At 41.3% G+C, this 18,960-nt stretch carries 17 protein-coding genes; 4 read left to right on the top strand and 13 right to left on the bottom strand.

Annotated features, from left to right (window positions below; all coding sequences use genetic code 11):
- Positions 1-43: 43 nt before the first annotated feature.
- Complete coding sequence (locus LS71_RS01190) at positions 44-1,066, bottom strand: glycosyltransferase family 4 protein (RefSeq protein ID WP_138109783.1); 1,023 nt, start codon at positions 1,064-1,066, stop codon at positions 44-46.
- 212 nt (positions 1,067-1,278) lie between these two features.
- On the opposite strand from LS71_RS01190, the gene LS71_RS01185 reads away from it, so the two are divergent.
- The 3 genes from LS71_RS01185 to LS71_RS01175 are packed head-to-tail and all read left to right on the top strand — an operon-like array spanning position 1,279 to position 4,219.
- Positions 1,279-1,806, top strand: a complete 528-nt coding sequence (locus tag LS71_RS01185) for a hypothetical protein (protein ID WP_034353166.1) — start codon at positions 1,279-1,281, stop codon at positions 1,804-1,806.
- A gap of 7 nt (positions 1,807-1,813) precedes the next feature.
- Positions 1,814-3,283, top strand: coding sequence for a UDP-glucose dehydrogenase family protein (locus LS71_RS09600; protein WP_052057857.1), 1,470 nt, complete (start codon positions 1,814-1,816; stop codon positions 3,281-3,283).
- Between the two features lie 30 nt (positions 3,284-3,313).
- Positions 3,314-4,219 carry a toxin-antitoxin system YwqK family antitoxin gene (locus LS71_RS01175; RefSeq protein WP_034353164.1) on the top strand — a complete coding sequence of 302 codons (906 nt, stop codon included), beginning with the start codon at positions 3,314-3,316 and terminating at the stop codon, positions 4,217-4,219.
- Between the two features lie 3 nt (positions 4,220-4,222).
- Here LS71_RS01175 and LS71_RS01170 read toward each other — a convergent pair whose 3' ends face one another.
- The 9 genes from LS71_RS01170 to LS71_RS01130 all read right to left on the bottom strand — a co-directional run bounded on the left by LS71_RS01170 (position 4,223) and on the right by LS71_RS01130 (position 13,329).
- Positions 4,223-4,630 carry a hypothetical protein gene (locus tag LS71_RS01170; protein WP_034353162.1) on the bottom strand — a complete coding sequence of 136 codons (408 nt, stop codon included), beginning with the start codon at positions 4,628-4,630 and terminating at the stop codon, positions 4,223-4,225.
- Complete coding sequence (locus tag LS71_RS01165) at positions 4,627-6,300, bottom strand: AAA family ATPase (RefSeq protein WP_034353160.1); 1,674 nt, start codon at positions 6,298-6,300, stop codon at positions 4,627-4,629. The genes LS71_RS01170 and LS71_RS01165 overlap by 4 nt, the downstream gene beginning before the upstream one ends.
- On the bottom strand, positions 6,287-7,558 hold the full coding sequence (mtaB, locus tag LS71_RS01160; RefSeq protein WP_034353158.1) for a tRNA (N(6)-L-threonylcarbamoyladenosine(37)-C(2))-methylthiotransferase MtaB: 1,272 nt from the start codon (positions 7,556-7,558) through the stop codon (positions 6,287-6,289). The genes LS71_RS01165 and mtaB overlap by 14 nt, the downstream gene beginning before the upstream one ends.
- A gap of 18 nt (positions 7,559-7,576) precedes the next feature.
- Positions 7,577-9,190 (bottom strand): mechanosensitive ion channel domain-containing protein, encoded by a 1,614-nt coding sequence (locus LS71_RS01155; protein ID WP_138109782.1) that lies wholly within the window; start codon positions 9,188-9,190, stop codon positions 7,577-7,579.
- A gap of 1 nt (position 9,191) precedes the next feature.
- Entirely contained in the window at positions 9,192-10,238 is a 1,047-nt protein-coding gene (aroB, locus tag LS71_RS01150; protein ID WP_034353231.1) for a 3-dehydroquinate synthase, read from the bottom strand.
- A gap of 196 nt (positions 10,239-10,434) precedes the next feature.
- Entirely contained in the window at positions 10,435-11,862 is a 1,428-nt protein-coding gene (locus tag LS71_RS01145; RefSeq protein ID WP_034353155.1) for a COG3400 family protein, read from the bottom strand.
- A gap of 62 nt (positions 11,863-11,924) precedes the next feature.
- Positions 11,925-12,608, bottom strand: coding sequence for an MqnA/MqnD/SBP family protein (locus tag LS71_RS01140; protein ID WP_034353152.1), 684 nt, complete (start codon positions 12,606-12,608; stop codon positions 11,925-11,927).
- 8 nt (positions 12,609-12,616) lie between these two features.
- Positions 12,617-12,874: an HP0495 family protein gene (locus LS71_RS01135; RefSeq protein WP_034353151.1), complete on the bottom strand. Its 258-nt coding sequence runs from the start codon at positions 12,872-12,874 to the stop codon at positions 12,617-12,619.
- A 35-nt stretch (positions 12,875-12,909) separates the two neighbouring features.
- The gene (locus LS71_RS01130; protein ID WP_034353149.1) at positions 12,910-13,329 is read right to left on the bottom strand and encodes an acyl-CoA thioesterase; all 420 of its coding nucleotides are present in this window, start codon (positions 13,327-13,329) and stop codon (positions 12,910-12,912) included.
- A 250-nt stretch (positions 13,330-13,579) separates the two neighbouring features.
- On the opposite strand from LS71_RS01130, the gene LS71_RS01125 reads away from it, so the two are divergent.
- Positions 13,580-14,965: a sodium-dependent transporter gene (locus LS71_RS01125; protein ID WP_034353227.1), complete on the top strand. Its 1,386-nt coding sequence runs from the start codon at positions 13,580-13,582 to the stop codon at positions 14,963-14,965.
- A gap of 22 nt (positions 14,966-14,987) precedes the next feature.
- Here LS71_RS01125 and carA read toward each other — a convergent pair whose 3' ends face one another.
- From carA to LS71_RS01110, 3 genes are all read right to left on the bottom strand, one after another.
- The gene (gene carA / locus LS71_RS01120) at positions 14,988-16,124 is read right to left on the bottom strand and encodes a glutamine-hydrolyzing carbamoyl-phosphate synthase small subunit (protein WP_034353147.1); all 1,137 of its coding nucleotides are present in this window, start codon (positions 16,122-16,124) and stop codon (positions 14,988-14,990) included.
- Positions 16,121-16,666, bottom strand: coding sequence for a DUF507 family protein (locus LS71_RS01115; protein ID WP_034353145.1), 546 nt, complete (start codon positions 16,664-16,666; stop codon positions 16,121-16,123). The genes carA and LS71_RS01115 overlap by 4 nt, the downstream gene beginning before the upstream one ends.
- Positions 16,667-16,728: 62 nt before the next feature.
- The gene (locus LS71_RS01110; protein WP_476702752.1) at positions 16,729-18,738 is read right to left on the bottom strand and encodes a penicillin-binding protein 1A; all 2,010 of its coding nucleotides are present in this window, start codon (positions 18,736-18,738) and stop codon (positions 16,729-16,731) included.
- Positions 18,739-18,960: the final 222 nt, after the last annotated feature.

The raw sequence follows: 18,960 nt of genomic DNA, 5'->3' as shown, positions 1-18,960 counted from the left end.
TTGCGCGCTTTTTGTGGTGTGCTATCATATTTTATACGCAAGGTTAGTGCGTTTTTGCCTTTAGTTGTTTATATACAAGCGTGTAAAGTAGCGTAAATACCGCAATTTCACACATAAGCGCGCCTGTGTTTGCATAAAAAATAATGCTGAAACACACAAAAGGCATATAAAGCATTAAAAGTGTGCTTGAAGTCATAGCATTGCGTTTAAGCACTCTAAAAATAAGCGTGTGTAAGTGCAAGCTATCGGGCTTTGTAGCATTTGCTCCAAACCTCTTGCGCCGCCATATGGAGAACACCACCTCGTAGATTGGGTAAATCATGATAGAAAGCCCAAAGAAGGCACTTACAGCCTCACTGTGTCTTTGAGTGAGACACATAAGCAAAAAGCCCAAAATAAAGCCTAAAAAATACGCTCCTCCATCTCCTAAAAATATACGCCCAAAGGGAAAATTGCACACAAAAAAGCCCAAAATCGCGCCCAAAATCGCTAAAGCGCAATAATAAATTTGCATATCCCCCACATCATACGCCACATACACAATACCTGCAAGGACCAGCATACACACGCCACTTGCTAGCCCATTAAAGCCATCGATAATATTTATGGCATTACTCACCCCGACTAAAGCAAAGGTGCTAAAGCATAGCGCGATAACATAAGGCAGCATAACACCTATTGACAAATCTCTTAACATCACATCAAGCAGCGCGCAAAGCCCAAAAGCAGCAATACACTGCATGACAAGCCGCACTTTTGGTGATAACTGCCCACTAAAATCCTCTATAAGTCCGCTTGCAAAGATAACTCCGCAGCCTAGTATAATAATTGCACTCTCATCATACAAATGCGCACACATCACGCAAAATGCTACAAAAATGCCAATCCCTCCAGCACGTGGCGTAGCGCGTGTATGGAAGCGTTGAGGCTTATGCGAAGTGCCACTATCCATAAAAATCTTAAAATATTTGGTGAGAAAAATAATGCCCACGCACAGCACAAAACTTATAATAAAACTTATAGCAAAGTATGTATATGCCAAGGAGGGCAAGCCCAATGTCTGCATAATGCTCCTTATGTCCAAATGCTTAAAAGTGCAGATTCTACACAAACATCACTGAATCTTTACAAAGCCCTTATCACTTTGCGTTGATTGCAAAAGCCAACTAGCTTAAACACGCTTAATTCCCTACTCTATGCCAAAAGCGTGCAAACTCATTGCGATTTTAGAATCTTTAAGATAAAATCGAGCCATTTTTAATTTTATAAGGAGTTTTTATGAAATATTTAGCTCTTGTTGTGTGGGCTTTTTTGGTATATGGTTGCTTTTCAAATACGCCAGAGCCGCAAAAACGCGTTGAGATTCAAAAAATTTGCGCTAGCACGCAGTATCCTATCACATTTGGTAAAATTCAAGCAAGTGCGGAAAATATGCTTTCAAAAAAGGAATTTAAAGCTATTTTAGACGATGCTTTGGTGGATTGTGGCTGCTTTGAAGTCGTGCAAAAACCCGATGAAAATACCTATGTGCTTGATATTAAATATGATTTTGTGATTGATGAAGTCAAAGAAAATACAAGCGCCATTAGCTCTAAAGATAGCGCCACGCTTAAAAGCAGTATCCGCTTCACGCTCAATAATAAGGCAAAAACTATCCAGCAAAGTGCCACCAGCACGCTTAAATTAAGTGAGAAAAAATATCTTGGGGTAGGAGATGATTTACAAATCACACGAGAGCAAAAAGAGGAGTTAGTTAAGCGCTCGCTCAACACGCTCTTTAGCAATCTCTCAAATATGCCACGCTAGAGAAAATATGCGTATAACAATCGTAGGTAGCGGCTATGTCGGGCTTGTGGCGGGGGCTTGCTTTGCTGAGAGTGGCAATGAGGTGGTTTGCCTTGATGTAGATTCTAAAAAAATTGACGCGCTAAAACAGGGCGTGATACCAATCTATGAGCCGGGCTTAGAATCTATGATAAAAGAAAATGTGAAAGCCGCCCGCCTAAGCTTTACCACTGATAAAAAAGCCGCTTTGAGAAATGCGGAGGTGATTTTCATCGCCGTTGGCACGCCTATGGGCGAGGATGGCAGCGCTGACTTGCAGTATGTAAAGGCTGTGGCGCGCGATATTGGCGAAAATATAGAATCTAAATATGTCGTGGTGGTCGATAAAAGCACGGTGCCAGTTGGCACGGCGCGCATTGTGAAGGGCATTATAGAATCTAAACTTAAGGCGCGAAATTGTAAGGCGAATTTTGATGTGGTTAGCAATCCAGAGTTTTTAAAAGAGGGCGTGGCGATTAAGGACTTTTTAAGCCCAGATAGAGTGGTAATCGGCTGTGATTCGCAAAAGGCACTAGAAGTGATGAAAGCGCTGTATTCGCCATTTTTAATCAAAAGCGACCGCTTGATAGCCATGAATATAGAATCTGCGGAAATGACCAAATACGCGGCAAATGCGATGTTAGCCACAAAAATTAGCTTCATAAACGAAATGGCACAAATCTGCGAGCGCGTCGGCGCAAACATTAATGATGTGCGGCTTGGAATTGGCTCAGATTCACGCATTGGATATAGCTTTATATATCCAGGCTGCGGATATGGCGGCAGCTGCTTCCCTAAAGATGTGCGCGCATTGGAAAAAACGGCGCTAGACTACGGCTACAAGGCTAGAATCTTACATGCGGTGCAAGGCGTAAATGAGAGCCAAAAACTGCTATTAGTGGAGAAGATTCTAAGGCATTTTTGTGGATTAGATTATTGTCACGCTGAGCAAAACTCCCCTCGTCATGCTGAGCGCAGCGAAGCATCTTTTTTAGAATCTAAACTAGATTCCATTATAGAATCTAAGCCATTAAAAAATAAAACCTTCGCAGTTTGGGGGCTTAGCTTTAAGCCAGAGACAGATGATATGCGCGAGGCTAGTGCGATTGTGCTAATCGCGCATTTAGTGCGAGCCGGGGCGCGCGTGAATGCCTATGATAGCAAGGCGCAGCATCAAGCAAAATATTATTTGAAAGAATATTTAGATTCTATAAATTTGGTGGATAGCAAGTATGACGCGCTGAAAAATGCGGATGCGCTATGCCTTGTGACTGAATGGCGTGAGTTTAGAAGCCCTGATTTTGATGAAATCGCAAAGTTGCTAAAATCGCCTGTGATATTCGATGGACGCAACATTTACCAGCACCAAAACTTAGAATCTAAAGGCTTTACATACTATCAAATTGGCGTAGGCAATCACACCAAATGCGAGACAAATCCAAAAAATACAAAAACATGAAAGCACCAAAGATAAAACTAAGGATAGAAAATGCGTTTTAAAATATTATTATTTTGTATGAGTTTGGGCGTTTGTGCGCTAGGCGCGGAGTTAGAAATACGCACCACGACTATGGGCACTATTGGCGAAATCGTGCAATTAAAGGTAAGCTATATAAAAGGCACAGATATTAAGCATGGGCGCGAGGCTTGGTATGATGAGGAGGGGCATTTGCTCAAACAAATGCATTTTGTCAATGGGCGCAAAGAAGGGCGTGAGATACGATATTCGCCCGATGGCGATGTGATTTATGATGCGCTGTATAAAAATAATAAATTACAAGGTATAGTGCAGGAGTTTTATCCCCACAATGTGCTAAAAGCTGAAATGACTTATGATGAGGATAAGCTCGTTGGCAAAGCGAGGTATTATCACCCAAATGGTGCGCTAGCTAAGGAGGCGGAGTATAATGATGGCGTGCCCTCCGGCAAGATGATAGAATACTATGAAAATGGCAAGGTATCGCGCCAACGCACATATAAACAGGGCAAGATTGAGGGTGTAGAGCGCGCATACTACCCTAATGGCAAGATTCAAGAAATAGTAAATTATCAAAATGGCTTAAAAAATGGCGATATGAAGCAATATGGTGAAAATGGCATTGTGCGCTTGGAGGCAAGCTTTAGCGATGATAGAAAGGTGGGCGTGGAGCGCAGCTTTGATGAGAATGGCACAAAACTCACAGAGCGCGTATATAGCGATGATACACCCCAAAAGGTGGAGGTGAGCTGGTTTTACCCCAATGGCAAGCTTAGAATGCAAATGCTCTATGAAAATAATCAAGCCATATGGCAAAAATCTTATAATGAGCTAGGGGAGAGCATTTCAAGGATTGATTGTAAAGCACAAGACTGCCTATCGGGCTTAGGCAAGCTTAATCCACAAAGGCTTGAATAGAATCTAAAATCTACAATTTTTATACACACTCACCACACTTGTGGGTAAAGTAGAAATTATAGAATCTAGCACAGATTCTATAATGGCTATATCCACTCCTTGCGCGCTTATATAAATATCTACATTAATATCCCCCACATCGCGCCCTATGCGCTCAAACGCGCCAGATTTAAGCATATCTCGCCATACATTATATGATGCAATGAGCGTTAGATTCTGTAATCGCGCGCGCTGCTTTATGCGTATTTGCGCTTGGCTTAAAGCTTGAGAAAGCGGAGGGAGCGACATATTTTGATAGGCTAAGCCACCCTCTCCATAGCCTATAATCGCGTAAGGATTATGTATAAAGCGCGTTATAATCCCCTCTAGCACGCTTTGAGCCAGTGGCTCTAAGTCATCAAAGTTTGTCATAAATGCACATTTTCATATATCTCTTTAATCTCTTCTTTGCTCAATCGCTCGCGCATAAGCAGGGCTTTGGCGATTTTTAAAAGTGCGGCTTTAGAATTAGTGATAAAATCTTGCATTTCTTTTTGTGCTTCCTCTAAAATATGCGCCACATCGCTTGTATCGCCCAAAAGTCGCTGCGCCATGCCATATTGCTCACACATTTGCGTAGCGATTTCTTTGGCTTGCGCAATATCATCTTTGGCATTACTAAAAGTCTGCTGATACACGAGCTGCACGGCAATATTTCCAGCTAGCGCCACTTTAATCTTACTCATAAGCTCTTGCTTGCTCACAAGCTCCTTATCCACCTGCCTAAAGCTCTCATTCACAAGCCCAATTTTGTCAAAATCCACCTCTAGCCAATACGCGCTCAAAGCCTTTGCCGACTGATAGAGGGCTAAAATCTCCTTTTCTTTCTCGCTTAAACTCAAAGCCTTTTTCTTCCCCACTAGCACCTTATCTTTAGTGGCAAGAATATCCTCTTTTTGAATGATGGGCGATTTGCGCCTAAGGGCATTGAGCGCTGATTCATTAACTAACGCGCTTAGTGCCGCGCCGCTAAAGCCCACACACAAACGCGCAATCTCTTGTATATCAAGCTCGTGCCTTTTGCCCTTTAAATACAGCTCCAAAATATGCTCGCGCTCACTTAAATTTGGCAAATCCACATAAATGCGCCTATCAAAGCGCCCACTTCTTAAGAGCGCTTCATCAAGCACCTCGATTTTATTAGTCGCGGCGATAACAATCACACCACTAGAATCTTCAAAACCATCCATTTCGGTCAAAAGCTGATTGAGCGTAGCTTCGCGCTCATCACTGCGTGTATTACCCCGCGCTTTGCCCACTGCATCAATTTCATCAATAAAAATAATGCTAGGAGCTTTTGCCTTAGCACGCATAAATAGCTCCCTTACACGCTTTGCACCCATACCAACATAAATTTGCACAAAGCTTGAGCCACTTTGATAAAAAAATGGCACGCCAGCTTCACCCGCTACAGCTTTTGCTATCATGGTTTTGCCCACGCCCGGCGGACCAATAAGTAGCACGCCCTTAGGCAGCGCAATGCCCAAATCCTCATAATGCTTAGGATTTTTCAAATAATCAATAATCTCTAATAATTCCTCTTTTACCTCGCTAATGCCCGCCACATCTTTAAAGCGCACAGCACTTGCCATTGGCACATAAGGCGCGCTAGATTCTGTAACGGGCAAAGATTCTATATCGCGTGAGATTTCAGGTTTTTTACTTGTGGGGGAGGGCTTAAAAAACATAAGTCTAATAGCCTGCAAAAGCACCACTAAGCCCAAAAATAGCACAATCACAATGCCAATCTCGCCCAAAATATCGCTTATAAAATGCGTCTTTTTTGCCACCACTGAAAAATTCCAGCTCCATATACGAGGAGAGAGGCTATCGGCATACACGCGATAGTGCTTATTGTCGGCGTTAAAATATACATATTCGCCATCACTTTGCACTTGCGTAATTTCTGCGTTTAAAAAGAGATGTTCTGCCTCCTTAGCGCTCACTAGCTGCGTGCTGTCTCTTAACACAAAAATAACGCTTAAAATCACAGCCAGCACAAGCGCGCTAATGCCAATCACAAGACTTCTAGATTTTGCCATAATTGCCATCCTTGCCAATATTATACGCATCAAATGTAAGCCACTGCCCCTCTAAATGTGCGTTTTTACTCTCAAAGCGTATGCGGTTAAAAAACTGGTCTAGCCCACTATACACAAAGCCTTCGCTAGATTCTATACCATGCTCACACAGCACATATAACACACCATTATTGGCTTCACGAAAGGCATAATTATTACTCGCCACAATGCTTTTTAGCGTATGCAGGCGCTGCTTGCTCACATCGCCCTTTATAGAATCTTTCATCACGCTAGAAGGTGTGCCATCGCGCTTTGAGTATATAAAGGGGTGTAAATGCGTAAGCGGAAAGGCTTTAAAATTAGCAAGCGCCTCTGCCCACACTGCCTCGCTCTCACCCGGGTGTCCTACGATAAAATCACTCCCTAAGCAAAAGCCTCTTTTAGCAAAGTATGAAAAAAGCTCCAAATCGCTCTCCACGCGATTGTGACGATTCATAATCGCAAGCATAGCATTACTTGTGTGCTGCAAAGCAATGTGCAAATGCTTCTCCATAAGCGGCAATTGCAGCACTTCTTTAAACTCGCTATCAATTTGACTAGGCTCAAGGCTGCCTATGCGCAGGCGTTTAAGCATTTTTAGAGAATCTATATCTTTAATGAGGCGCGCGAGATTGTATTTGTGCAAATCCTTGCCATAGCTCCCCACATTTGTGCCTGTAAGCACCACTTCACTCACGCCATTTTCGCACAAAGAGCGGATTTGTGATAGAATCTTCTCCTTTTCATACGAGCGCGCAGACCCACGCACAGAAGGAATAATGCAATAACTACACGCAAAATCGCAGCCCTCTTGGATTTTTAAAAACGCCCTTGATTTACCTGAAAAATGCGTAACTATAGTGCTATCAAGGTGCATTGGGGCAGATTCTGCATAAAAAAATCGCTCATTATGGCTTAGAAACTCGCCCACGCGCTCCTTAAAACTATGGGCAAATACGCCATGCGCTAGATTATTATTAAACACCTCTTCACCTTTTGTCCCCACACCACAACCTGTGAAATACACTTTTTTATTGAGTTGGCGCATTTTATTAAGATAGCCTCTAACGCCCGCATCTGCGCCATTTGTAACCGTGCAGGAATTCACCACCACCACATCGGCTAGCTCCTCATTCTCCACACATTCAAAATGCAACAGATTGCTTTTCATCACCTGCGTGTCAAAGAGGTTTGTGCGACAACCAAAGGTTTTAAAATATACTTTTTTTATTTCGCTCAAATTATCCCTTTTAATTTACTACATTTGTGTAGCCCCACCGCCCAAAATAGCTTGTGTTTGGGCTGAAGATGACGCTAAAGTTTGCGCAGATTCTATAATTTTAGAATCTGCCCTATCGCCTGTGCCATCGCCGCCTGTGGCGACTACCTTTGTCGTAGGATAAGCAATATGAATATCGCTCTCTTTTAGAATCTGCTCGATAATCTCACCTGAAATAGTGCTACGCAGGGCAAGTGTGGCATAAGAGTTTGTTTGATACCATAAAGAAATTCTAAGCCCATTTGGCTCAATCATACAATAGCTGCGCACCTCTAAATTAGGATTGCGCAAGGAGTATTTATCGCGCATACGATGCACCTGCTGGCGCACCATTTCTGTATAACCTTTGGCGTATTTTTTGCCTATGTCTGTGGCGATTTTTAATGCCTTTTTGTAATTGCTATCAAAAGTGATAGTAAAGTCTATGCCATCCCACACTGCTTTTAGCCCGCCATGCGTGTAGTTTGCAAACATAGTGGTAAAAATATAATTATTTGGCACAAAAATAATACGCCCTGCGCGGCGATTTTCCATATAGCTTGTGAGCGTTACATCTTCAAAAAGCGTAATTCTTAGCACCGAAATATCAAGCACATCGCCCACATAAGTGCAGCCCTCTTTCACTACGCGCACTCTATCACCTACATGCACGCTGCCTCCAAGGATTATCACAAACCAGCCTAACACACTCATAAATAAATCTTTCATAGCAATAGCAAGCCCTGCTGATGCAAAGCCCACAATCGCCACAAGGTAGCTTACATTCTCCATATATGCAAAAAGCAAAATAAGCACAATGATAGTGATATTAATAAAATTAATAACCTTGCTTGCGGTGTAGATTCTATCCACATCTAAAATATACTTGCGCAAAGTAAGCTTTAATAAAAACGCCAAAAGAATACTTATAAGCACGGCTACACCGATATAGAGGGCTTTAAAAAATTGATTTTTAATTTGATTGGTGAGCTTAGTGATAGTGTTTTCGCATTCTTGATTATAAATATCTATAGAAGTTTCTAAAATCTTTTGCACACTCTCAAACTCCTCAATCATTCGCTGCGTGCGGAATATATTTTGTGCCACGCTTAAAGATTTATCCGTTTGGGCAAGCTGTGTGTAGAGCATATATTCCTCATTAATAATGGCAAGCAAATCTTGCAGGCTTTCTTGATTAGCCTTTAATGCATTTTGCCGCTCTTTGAGCTGCTGGATAAATGAATAACCTGTGAGGATTAAAAAAGGATTGGTAATTTGTGGCACTTCCTCAATGTGCTTCACCTCTAAAAGTGTGCTGTAGGGGTTTTTTACAGAATCTTTGAGCAATTCTTGCTGGCGTTGCAATGTCTCAAGGCGATGAGTGAGCGAGCGCGGCGGGGGAGATTGAATTTCTATCTCTTTTTTAATAGTGGCAATTTCTTTAGTGAGCTCATTATAATTTTCCAAACTCATATAGTGCTTAAGCCACACATTATGGCTCTGCTCAAGGCTAGATTGAAGTGCTTTAATCTGCTCTTGAATGACTGCATTTTTATCTTCGATAGCAGCAAAAAGGCTAGTAACAAAGCATAAATAATATATAAATAACTTCATATTAAGACTGCTTAAAATGTGATAGGACTTTTAACACTATTTCTTTTGGCACATCTTCACGCAAGCACACATCGCCTATGCCGCGTGGGAGGACAAACATAATCTTAGAATCCATACTCTTTTTATCCAAAAAAAACTTTTCATAAAATGCCTCTACATCTTTGATAGCAAATGATGTGGGGAGATTATAAGATTCTAAAAGTGCGCGTATATCTTGAGCCTGCTTCTCCTCGAGCAATCCCAAAGCGCAAGCTAGTGCATTTGCCATACATATCCCAATGCTCACCGCCTCGCCATGCAAAAAGTGCGTATAATGCGTGAGATGCTCAATCACATGCGCAAATGTATGCCCATAGTTAAGCGCAGCGCGAATGCCGCTTTCTTTCTCATCGGCATTGACTATGCGGGCTTTAATGGCGACACTTTTTATAATAGCTTGTGTAAGATGCTTTATAGAATCTAGCCTATGCTTTTGCAAAAATGCAAAAAACTGCGCATCAAAGCACACTGCCATTTTTATCATCTCCGCCACACCTGCGCCAAACTCACGCGGAGGGAGTGTATCAAGCACTGCTGGGTCAATATACACTGCCTTTGGCTGATGAAATAATCCAATGAGATTTTTACCAAAGGCGTTATTAATGCCTGTTTTGCCGCCAACGGAGGCATCAACTTGCGCTAGGAGCGTAGTTGGGATTTGCACAAAATCAATGCCTCTTTGATAAATCCCGCTCGCAAAGCCCACCATATCGCCTATCACACCTCCGCCTAGCGCTATCATAGTCGATTTTCTATCAAGACGATGTGAAAATGCGCATTCAAGGATATATTCAATACTTTGCATATTTTTATAAGACTCTCCATCTGGCACGATACACACATACACTTCAGGCGCTTTGAGCAAAGATAGAATCTGCTTTAAATATAGCCCCGCGACCTTTGGATTTGAGACAATGAGTACTTTATGCTTAAAATTAAGCGCGCCTAGTGAGCCAATATGCACAGGATAAGCGGTATGCGGGATTTGAATGAGCAGAGTTTCTGTCATTTGTGTGGTTTGCTTTTGCATGCCGCATTCTTGCAGAGCCTCCTCTAGGACTTTATTTTCTTTTAAAGCCTTTACTACCTCATCTATCATTTCATTTTGTAATTCGTCTATAGTTTTGCACTTTTGGGTTTTATGCTTGTGTGTCTCGTTTTTTTGGCTCATTTGCTCCCCTTAAATCGTGTAAAATTGCGCACTATCATCTTTGCTCTTTAGGAAGTGGGATAAAAATTTGAGGATTTTTATTATTCATAGATTCAATCTTATGCACATCTGTGGAGATGAAAGAAAAAAACTTAGTGCGCGAAATATTGCGCTCAAATGGCACAAAGCACAAATAAGGTGTAAAGCTATCTTGCAAGTAAAGAATGGGATTTTTAGAATCTGTTTGAATAGCGTGCATTTTGCGCTCAAAAATACGCGAAAGCTCCTCATAGCTTTGCATAATCTCATCATGATAAGACGCATCTGCATCATAATCATACACATCTACTTCAAGATTAAGCTGCTTTGAGATATCAAATACTATAGAGGCGACATTCTCGGTATTGCCCATATTTTTGGTTAAAATCACAAAACTCTTTTTGCATTCATCAATATACTCCCAACCCGTCTTAAGCACAGGGATAGAAAGCTCAAAAAGCACGCGGCGATTTTTACGCGAAGCAAAAATATCTTTATTAATAATCACAAGCCCAAAGCGCTTTTGAGCATCTTGGGTAATTTTATCCTTAAAGCTCGCCCTTGTGTAATCAATCCTAACGGCTACATTTTTAGATTCTAAAGCTTTGATATTATCAAGCAGCTCAAAGGAGCAGGGATTAAGCACGTGGATAAAGAGTTTATTATTTTTCAAATGTTTATTCAAAAAGAGGGCATTTTGCACATCGCTCCAGATTCTATGTTCATTTGAGAGCGACATATCCACATATAAAAATATATCGCGCCCAAAGGGAGCGGGAAACTGCCCTATATCGCTCTTTATCTGCTTATAGACATCATTAAGCGTTTTTGGCTCACCAGCAATAAGCAGGCTATCATTTGGCTGAATAATCATAGAATGCGAGCTTAAAAGCAGCTCGCCACGCCTATACACGCCCACAATGCGCCATTTTTTCTGCTGGATTGAGCCAATATGCCTGTAGGCAAAAATGCTTCCCGCAGGGATAGCCACTTCCATAATCTCACCCTGCCCTAGCCCGAAACTGCGCGGGATAAGCGGGACATTAGGCAATCGTTCAATAAATTTATTAGCAAAAATAAGCTTTTGGTTAAGCATAACAAGATTGCTATCTGCTTGCATTTCTGGCGTGCTTTGCTCAATGGCTGTTACAATGCGCGTTTTTTTACTCATCTCTCTTAGAATCTTATAAGTGGCAATAATTTCACTTTCATCATCAAGCACAAGAAAAATATTCACAATATCATCATTAACTACTTGTGAGATTCTATAAGCTGAAGTGTAATCAAAAATGTGAAACTCAAATGAGCTAGGCACTTTTGGCGGTATAAAACTCTCATCTTTAGCTATTACAACATAATAGTCATTGCTAAAATATTTATCCAAAATAGTATCAAGCACGAGCTTTGCAACATCGCCTTGTGCAATGATGAGGGTTTTTTTCACGCGTTGCCTTTTGTGGTGAATTTAAAGGCGTTGATTATAACTAAGAAGTAATAACACTCCTTTTAAAAACGCGCAGGTTTTTTAATGCCTTTTAAACGCGCAAGCGCATAGAATCTACGCAGCGCCAAAAGCTCTTTTTTGCCTAGTCGGTAATGAATATGTTTAAGATAGGCTTTAATATCTTGCGGAGCAATATGGCTTTGCTGTGCGCGTGCCTGCAGTATGTAATGCGGGATTTTAATAGGCTTTGTAACAAAGCTTTGGGCTAGACGTGTGTAAAAGGTGGCATATTTATTAAAGCATAATCGCCCAAAAACAAAGCCTAGATGATGTCTCTCCCACCATTTCTCGCCCAAATCCACATACTCCTTGCCGCTTAGCTTATAGCGCAATGCTCTATCGCCAATTAACACTTCGCCATTTATGCCTAAAATCTTTGCTAGCGCATTAGAGGAGGCTGATTGATAATCATCTTTTTGCGCTTTGGGCAAAGCTATCACGCTCCAAACCGCGCCTTTAGCGATAATAGCAGCATTTGTGGCTTTATGCTTTTGCATAGATTCAAAGCCTGCAAATGATGAGATAAAGCCCGCATCAATATATTTTTTCAAAAATTGCTGATTTAACTGCGCAGGATAGGACTTTTTTAAATCTAAAAATTTTTTAAAATGCGCAGGTGTAGGATATTTTTTAATAAACATATCAAAGGGTAATAAGTTAAGATAAGCAATCTTGCCAAAGCGCATTAGCTGCCTTAAATAACCATTTTCACATCTTTACTTGCTTGAAGCTTGGCAAAAATGCTATTGCGCTCCTCCTCATTTTGCACCTCAATAATTGCATACACGCTCACAAAATGCCCACTTGAAGAGCGCTTGCCAGACTGCACCTCATATTCGCGCGGCATTACTTCAAAAATAAGCTCTTTTAATTTCTCCTCATTCTCGCCAATCACGCGGTATTCCCACTTGCAGGGATATTTAATCACAGGTTTTTGCACATCTAAATCCATTTTTACTCCTTTATGTTAAGCTTTAGCCTTTAGTGCTATTTTGCTTGCAGGGCGCTTAGAATCTCGCGCATAAAGGGCGGAATCTTACAAGGTTTTGCTTGCGCGACATCAATAAAAGCAAGCGTAATGCACGCTTTAAAGACTAAATCTTCGCATGCTGCCTGTTCTTTGGCATTATAGATTCTATAAATCTCTTGATGAATGCTTACAGAGGCGTTTTTAAGCGTATCCACATAACTTCTCACTTCAAGCAAATCCCCCAAACGCGCGCTTGAGATAAAATCTGCCTGCAAATGTTTAAGCACAAAGCCGCTTGTATCCATAAAAGGCTGCATATCATGGGCGAAAAATATCTCACTGCGTGCGCGCTCACAATATTTAATATAGTTTGTATGATAAACAATCTGCCCGCAGTCTGTATCCTCAAAATATACTCTTACACGATAATTATTCACTTTTACTCCTTTATCACGCTTCTGTGCATTGGCTTAAAAGTATGCGCTCATTTGCACGCAAAAACTTTATATATTGTAAGGCTAGATTCTATATCTCGCTATAGGCTCAATATGATTGTAGCAAAATTCCACCAACTCACATAAACACCACCATTTTAAGCCCCAAAAGCTTGCAGAATTGCATATTTTAGCTAGAATTTTGGCTTTATCACAAAATATTGGCAAAAACATCTCATGGAGAGAATCTGGCATGAATAACTTTAGTAAAATTGGCTTTATTTTAGCGACATTAGGGAGTTCCATTGGGCTAGGACATATTTGGCGATTCCCATATATGACAGGCGCAAATGGCGGCGGGGCATTTGTAATTTTCTATCTCATTTTAGCCCTTTGCATTGGTGTATCTATGCTTTTAGCTGAAATGCTCCTTGGCAATAAAGCGCGCAGCAATCCTTTAGATAATTACATTATCCTTGATAAGCTTAATTCCCTGCCTGCAGATTCTATCCATAACGCTCATCAAATTATTGATAAAAATGCGAATAAATCGCTTATGTGGCTTGGGATTAATGCTGTGGCTGGTCCTATTATTTTAAGCTTTTATGCGGTGGTTATGGGCTGGATTGTGTTTTATCTTATCTATGTGAGCTTTCATCTGCCAAACGATATGGAGCAGGCTAAAAAGCTTTTTGAGGATATTAGCGCGCATTCTATTTGGTGGCAAACGCTTTGCTTTGGGTGTATTATCGCGCTCACTGCTCTTATTGTCGCGCGCGGGATAAAAAAGGGGATTGAGAGCCTTAATCTTATCCTTATGCCTTTGCTTTTTTTGATTTTTATAGGGCTTTTGGTCTATGCTTCAAGTTTGCCTGAATTTCACAAGGCTTTAGATTTTATGTTTCAATTTGAGCCTACAAATATCACCACAAAAACTATTATAGAATCTCTAGGACAAGTCTTTTTCTCACTTTCACTAGGCGTTGGCACCATTGCGGTATATGCCGCAAGCGCAGATAAAAGCGAAAATCTCTTTAAAAGCGCTGTGTGGGTGGTGCTAAGCGGGATTGTAGTATCACTCATTGCTGGACTTATGATTTTTGCTTTTATTTATCATTTTGGAGGCGAGCCAAGCGATAGTGTAGGCTTATTATTCATATCTTTACCGCTAGCTTTTAATGCTTTGGACAGTAGCGGGCAAATAGTGAGCTTATTATTTTTCATCGCGGTGCTATTTGCGGGCATTACTTCTACGATTTCTATGCTGGAGCCGGGTGTGAGTATTTTGCGCGATAAGTTTTCCCTCTCTCAAGCCAAAGCCTCATATTTACTTAGTTTTGGTGTATTTGTGCTGGGATTTTTGGTGATTTTATGGGCAAATGCGGATATGGCTTTGCCTAAAATTTTTGGCAAAAGCCTCTTTGGCGCGCTAGATTCTATCACTTCATCTTTGCTTATGCCGCTAGGTATGCTTACTTTACTACTCTTTGTGGGCTGGCGCGTGAAAAGGACACACCTTCAAGCATGGACGCCCTATCTGCCAAAGTGGCTTTTTAGAATCTGGCTATGGATTATACGCATTATCGCGCCTATGGTGATTGTGATTATTCTGCTTTCACAATACATTAATCTAGCATAGCTGCTATATTTTCCTTTATAGATTACATCTGCTCGCACAGGCGCGCAAATTCCTCAAAAAGCACGCGCGCCTCTTTTGGTCCTGGGCTAGCTTCTGGGTGATGCTGCACAGAAAAAATGGGCTTATCTTTATACCGCACGCCCTCAATGGTGCCATCAAATAAATTTCTATGCGTGATAGTAGCAACTTGCGCAATAGATTCTGGCACGCAATAATTGTGATTTTGGGCTGTGATTTCTATCACGCCACTTTGCAAGTTTTTAATAGGGTGATTGCCCCCATGATGTCCAAACTTAAGCTTATGCGTAGGATAGCCATGCGCAATGGACAATAACTGATGCCCTAAGCAAATCCCAAAAATAGCTATACCTGCGTTTATGAGCTTTTTTATCTCATTAATCTCATCTTGCAGCACCAAAGGGTCGCCCGGGCCATTAGATAAAAACACGCCTTGAATTTCTTTATTGGCAAAACGCGCAATAATCTCATCAGCGCTAAAATGATGTGGCATAACCTCCACTTCTAACCCTACATTGACAAGCTCATTAAGAATATTGCGCTTTAGCCCAAAGTCGATAGCCACGACTTTAGCGCGCTTCTTAGGCGGCTTAGCATAGCCAAAATGCGTAAAATCAAATACAGAATCTGTATGCGTATAGGGCGCTTTGGTTGAAACATCATGAATAAAATTTATATGCTCAATGCTAGGCGCAGATTCTAAAGCAGCCTTTAGCTCATCTGGGTTTGTCATCTCTGTGGAGGCAATCATCATCATAGCGCCCTGTTTGGTGAGCATTTGAATAAGCCCGCGCGTATGGACATTGCAAATGCCCATAATATTGCGCGCCTTAAGATAATCGCTCAAAGTCTCTGTAGAGCGAAAGTTTGAGGTATAATCATTGTATGATGAAACAAGGACACCCACGCAAGAGGCGTCTTTAGATTCTCTATCATCATCATTTGTGCCTACAATGCCAATTTCTGGCATACTAAAGACAACAAACTGCCCCGCATAGCTTGGGTCTGTGATGATTTCTTGATAACCACTCATTGAGGTGTTAAACACCACCTCGCCTACAAAGCTACCTCGCGCCCCAAAGCTCTTAGCCTTAAGATACAAGCCATTAGCAAAGTAAAGATGCACATCTTCTAAATTCATAAAAGCCCTCTTTTGCGCAGCTCCTCTTCATAGAGTTTGCTAAAAACAATCTCATATTCTTCTGTGCCATAAGTAAGCTTGCGCTTATATTTTTTAAGCTTTTCAAAAACGGCTTCTTCGGCTTTATCATAGATTTTAGAATATTCATTAATAGCTTTAAAAATAATATTTTTAATAATAGTTTCAGACACTTCAAAGGCAATAAGAGAATCTAGCTGCGTAAGAATTTGATGTGAGACATCGCTGCATCTATCCTCCCATGCAAGATAAAAGTTTTCTTCCCGCGCCACTTGCTTTTTACACATTCTAAAAAGCTCCCGCTCGTCCATACCAAAATCCTCAATCTCATCGCTGCGCTCCTCTAAAATCTCGCGCACTTTTTCATCAATGGCTAATTCCTTTTGGATATTTTCTTTGAGACATTCTAAGGCGCTTTGAGCGATATTTTGGATAGGCACTAAAGGCTTAATATGCGGCGAGTTGCCCAAATCGATACTAATTTTATTTGCAATATAAGGGGCATGCTGGAGCTTCAATCTCATAATATATCCTTTTTAAATTTTTGACATTGTAACTTGTTTTAAGTAAAAATGGATTTAAACCCCTAAAACCAAATATCCTCATTCATATCAACCATAGGCTTTTTAGTGGGCAAGGGCGAATCATCAGTATAATAAAAATCGCCATAATCAAGCGTTTTTAAGCGCACGCCCTCTGGCACTTTAAACTTTCTAGTAATAGCTGGGTCAAAGGTTAGCACCTTAGAAAACAAATAAGCAAAGGCAGGAGGCGCTACTACTCCGCCTGATTCATGTGGTCCTATGGGCGTATTATCATCGCGCCCATACCACACAATGGCTTGCACATCTGGCGTAAATCCACAAAACCACCCATCTATATTTTTATTAGAAGTGCCTGTTTTGCCCGCCACTTCCAAGCCATTCACGCGCGCACGCGCTCCTGTGCCGCGATTTACCACATCTCGCAAAATATCAATGGTCAAAAACGCCTGTGCTGCGGTGGTAATATGCCTAGATTCTGTGGGTGAGCTATATACATTTTCGCCATTTTTGTTAATTACAGAATCTACAAGCACAGGCTTTACAATCGTGCCATAATTAGAAAACATCGAATACTGCTGCGCTGTCTCAAGTGGGGAAAGCTCAAAGCTCCCCAACACAATGGACATATTTTCAGGCAAATTATTAAAGCCATCTTTTTTTAAAGATTGATACACTTTGCTAAAGCCGATAATTTGGTCTACAAGATTAATCGTCGCAAGATTGCTTGATGTGCGCAGTGCGTCTTTTAAGGTCATAAATCCATTATATTTTGGCGTATAATTTACAGGGCTCCATGCTTCAGATTCTGTCTCTTTTGTCGTATCACTTGCTGCCTCTGCTGCACCTTTGGTAACAAACTTGCGCGGCACATCTGGCACAAAAGTAGCAGGAGAATTCCCCCTATCAAACGCACTTTGATAAATAAAGGGCTTTATAGAGCTACCAAGCTGCCTTCTCGCCTGTGTGGCGCGATTAAATTTAGATTTTGTATAATCCACGCCGCCCACCATAGCTAAAATATCTCCCGTGTGCGTGTCTGTAACCACCATAGCACCATTTAACGTATCATTGCTCAAATCCTCATTAAAGCTTTTAGGATAGCGCTCCTTTAGGCGCTTATTAATCTGCTCATAGCCATAAACAAGAGCTTCTTGCGCAGCGAGCTGATAATCTACATCAACCTTAAGCTTAATATAATATCCGCCCGTTTTTAAATCCTCTATATGCCCAAGCTCGCGCAGCACCTCATCAACCACATAAGGAGCGATATTTTGCGTCAAGGTTTGATTATATACCTCTGGCACTTCCTTAATGGCCCCATCATGCTCCTCTTTAGAAATCCAACCAATATCATAAAGCCTATCAATGATGTCATTGGCGCGCGCCATAGAGAAATCTTTATTTTTTGTAGGGTCATAAAAACTTGGCGCCTTAGGCAAGCCCACGAGCATACACATCTCTTTTAATGTAAGCTGGTGCAAAGTCTTATGAAAATACCCCATAGCCGCTGTTTTAATGCCATGATAACCATGCCCAAAAGAAATGCGATTAAGGTAAAGCTCTAAAATTTTTTCTTTACTCAAATGCCGCTCGATGTGAATGGCTAGCATTGCCTCTGTGAGCTTGCGCTTAAGCGTTTTTTCTGGACTTAGGGCGATATTTTTAATAAGCTGCTGTGTGAGCGTGCTGCCGCCCTCCACATAGCGCATACTTTTAATATTTTTAAGCATAGCGCGCGAAATAGCATCAGGGTTAATCCCTACATGCTCAAAAAATAATGTATCCTCCACCGCAAGCAGCGATTCTATAAGCCGTGGGGGGATTTCATCAAAGGTAGCATAGAATCTAAAATTTTCATCAGTAAAAACATTAGCAATCAGTCTATCTTTCCTATCCACAATCTGCGAGGCAAGTGCAAAGCGATAATTTTTAATCTTACTCACCTCTGCTTCCACCTCATAAAAAAGCTTGACAAGATACGCTACAACCGCGATACCCAAAACAATACAAATAACAAAAAAACTATATCTAATCCCGCGCACTGCTAGCAATTCCCTTACTTTTCTTGCTCTTTAGCCTCTTGTGCGTGCGGCTCGTGAGATTCTATTTTAGATTCTGTTTTACTCTCCCCTTTAGATTCTGTCTTAGATTCTATTTTAGTCTCATCTGGCTTTTTAGGCTCACTATGTGCGCGTGCAGCATTAAGCGCAGGAGTATCATGCGTCATTTCGCTCTCAAGCTTTTTGACCTCACTTAGCACTTCTTCGCGCTTT

Source organism: Helicobacter jaachi (assembly GCF_000763135.2).
GTDB classification, from domain to species: Bacteria; Campylobacterota; Campylobacteria; order Campylobacterales; family Helicobacteraceae; genus Helicobacter_C; species Helicobacter_C jaachi.
This window is presented reverse-complemented; position numbering and strand designations above follow the sequence as displayed.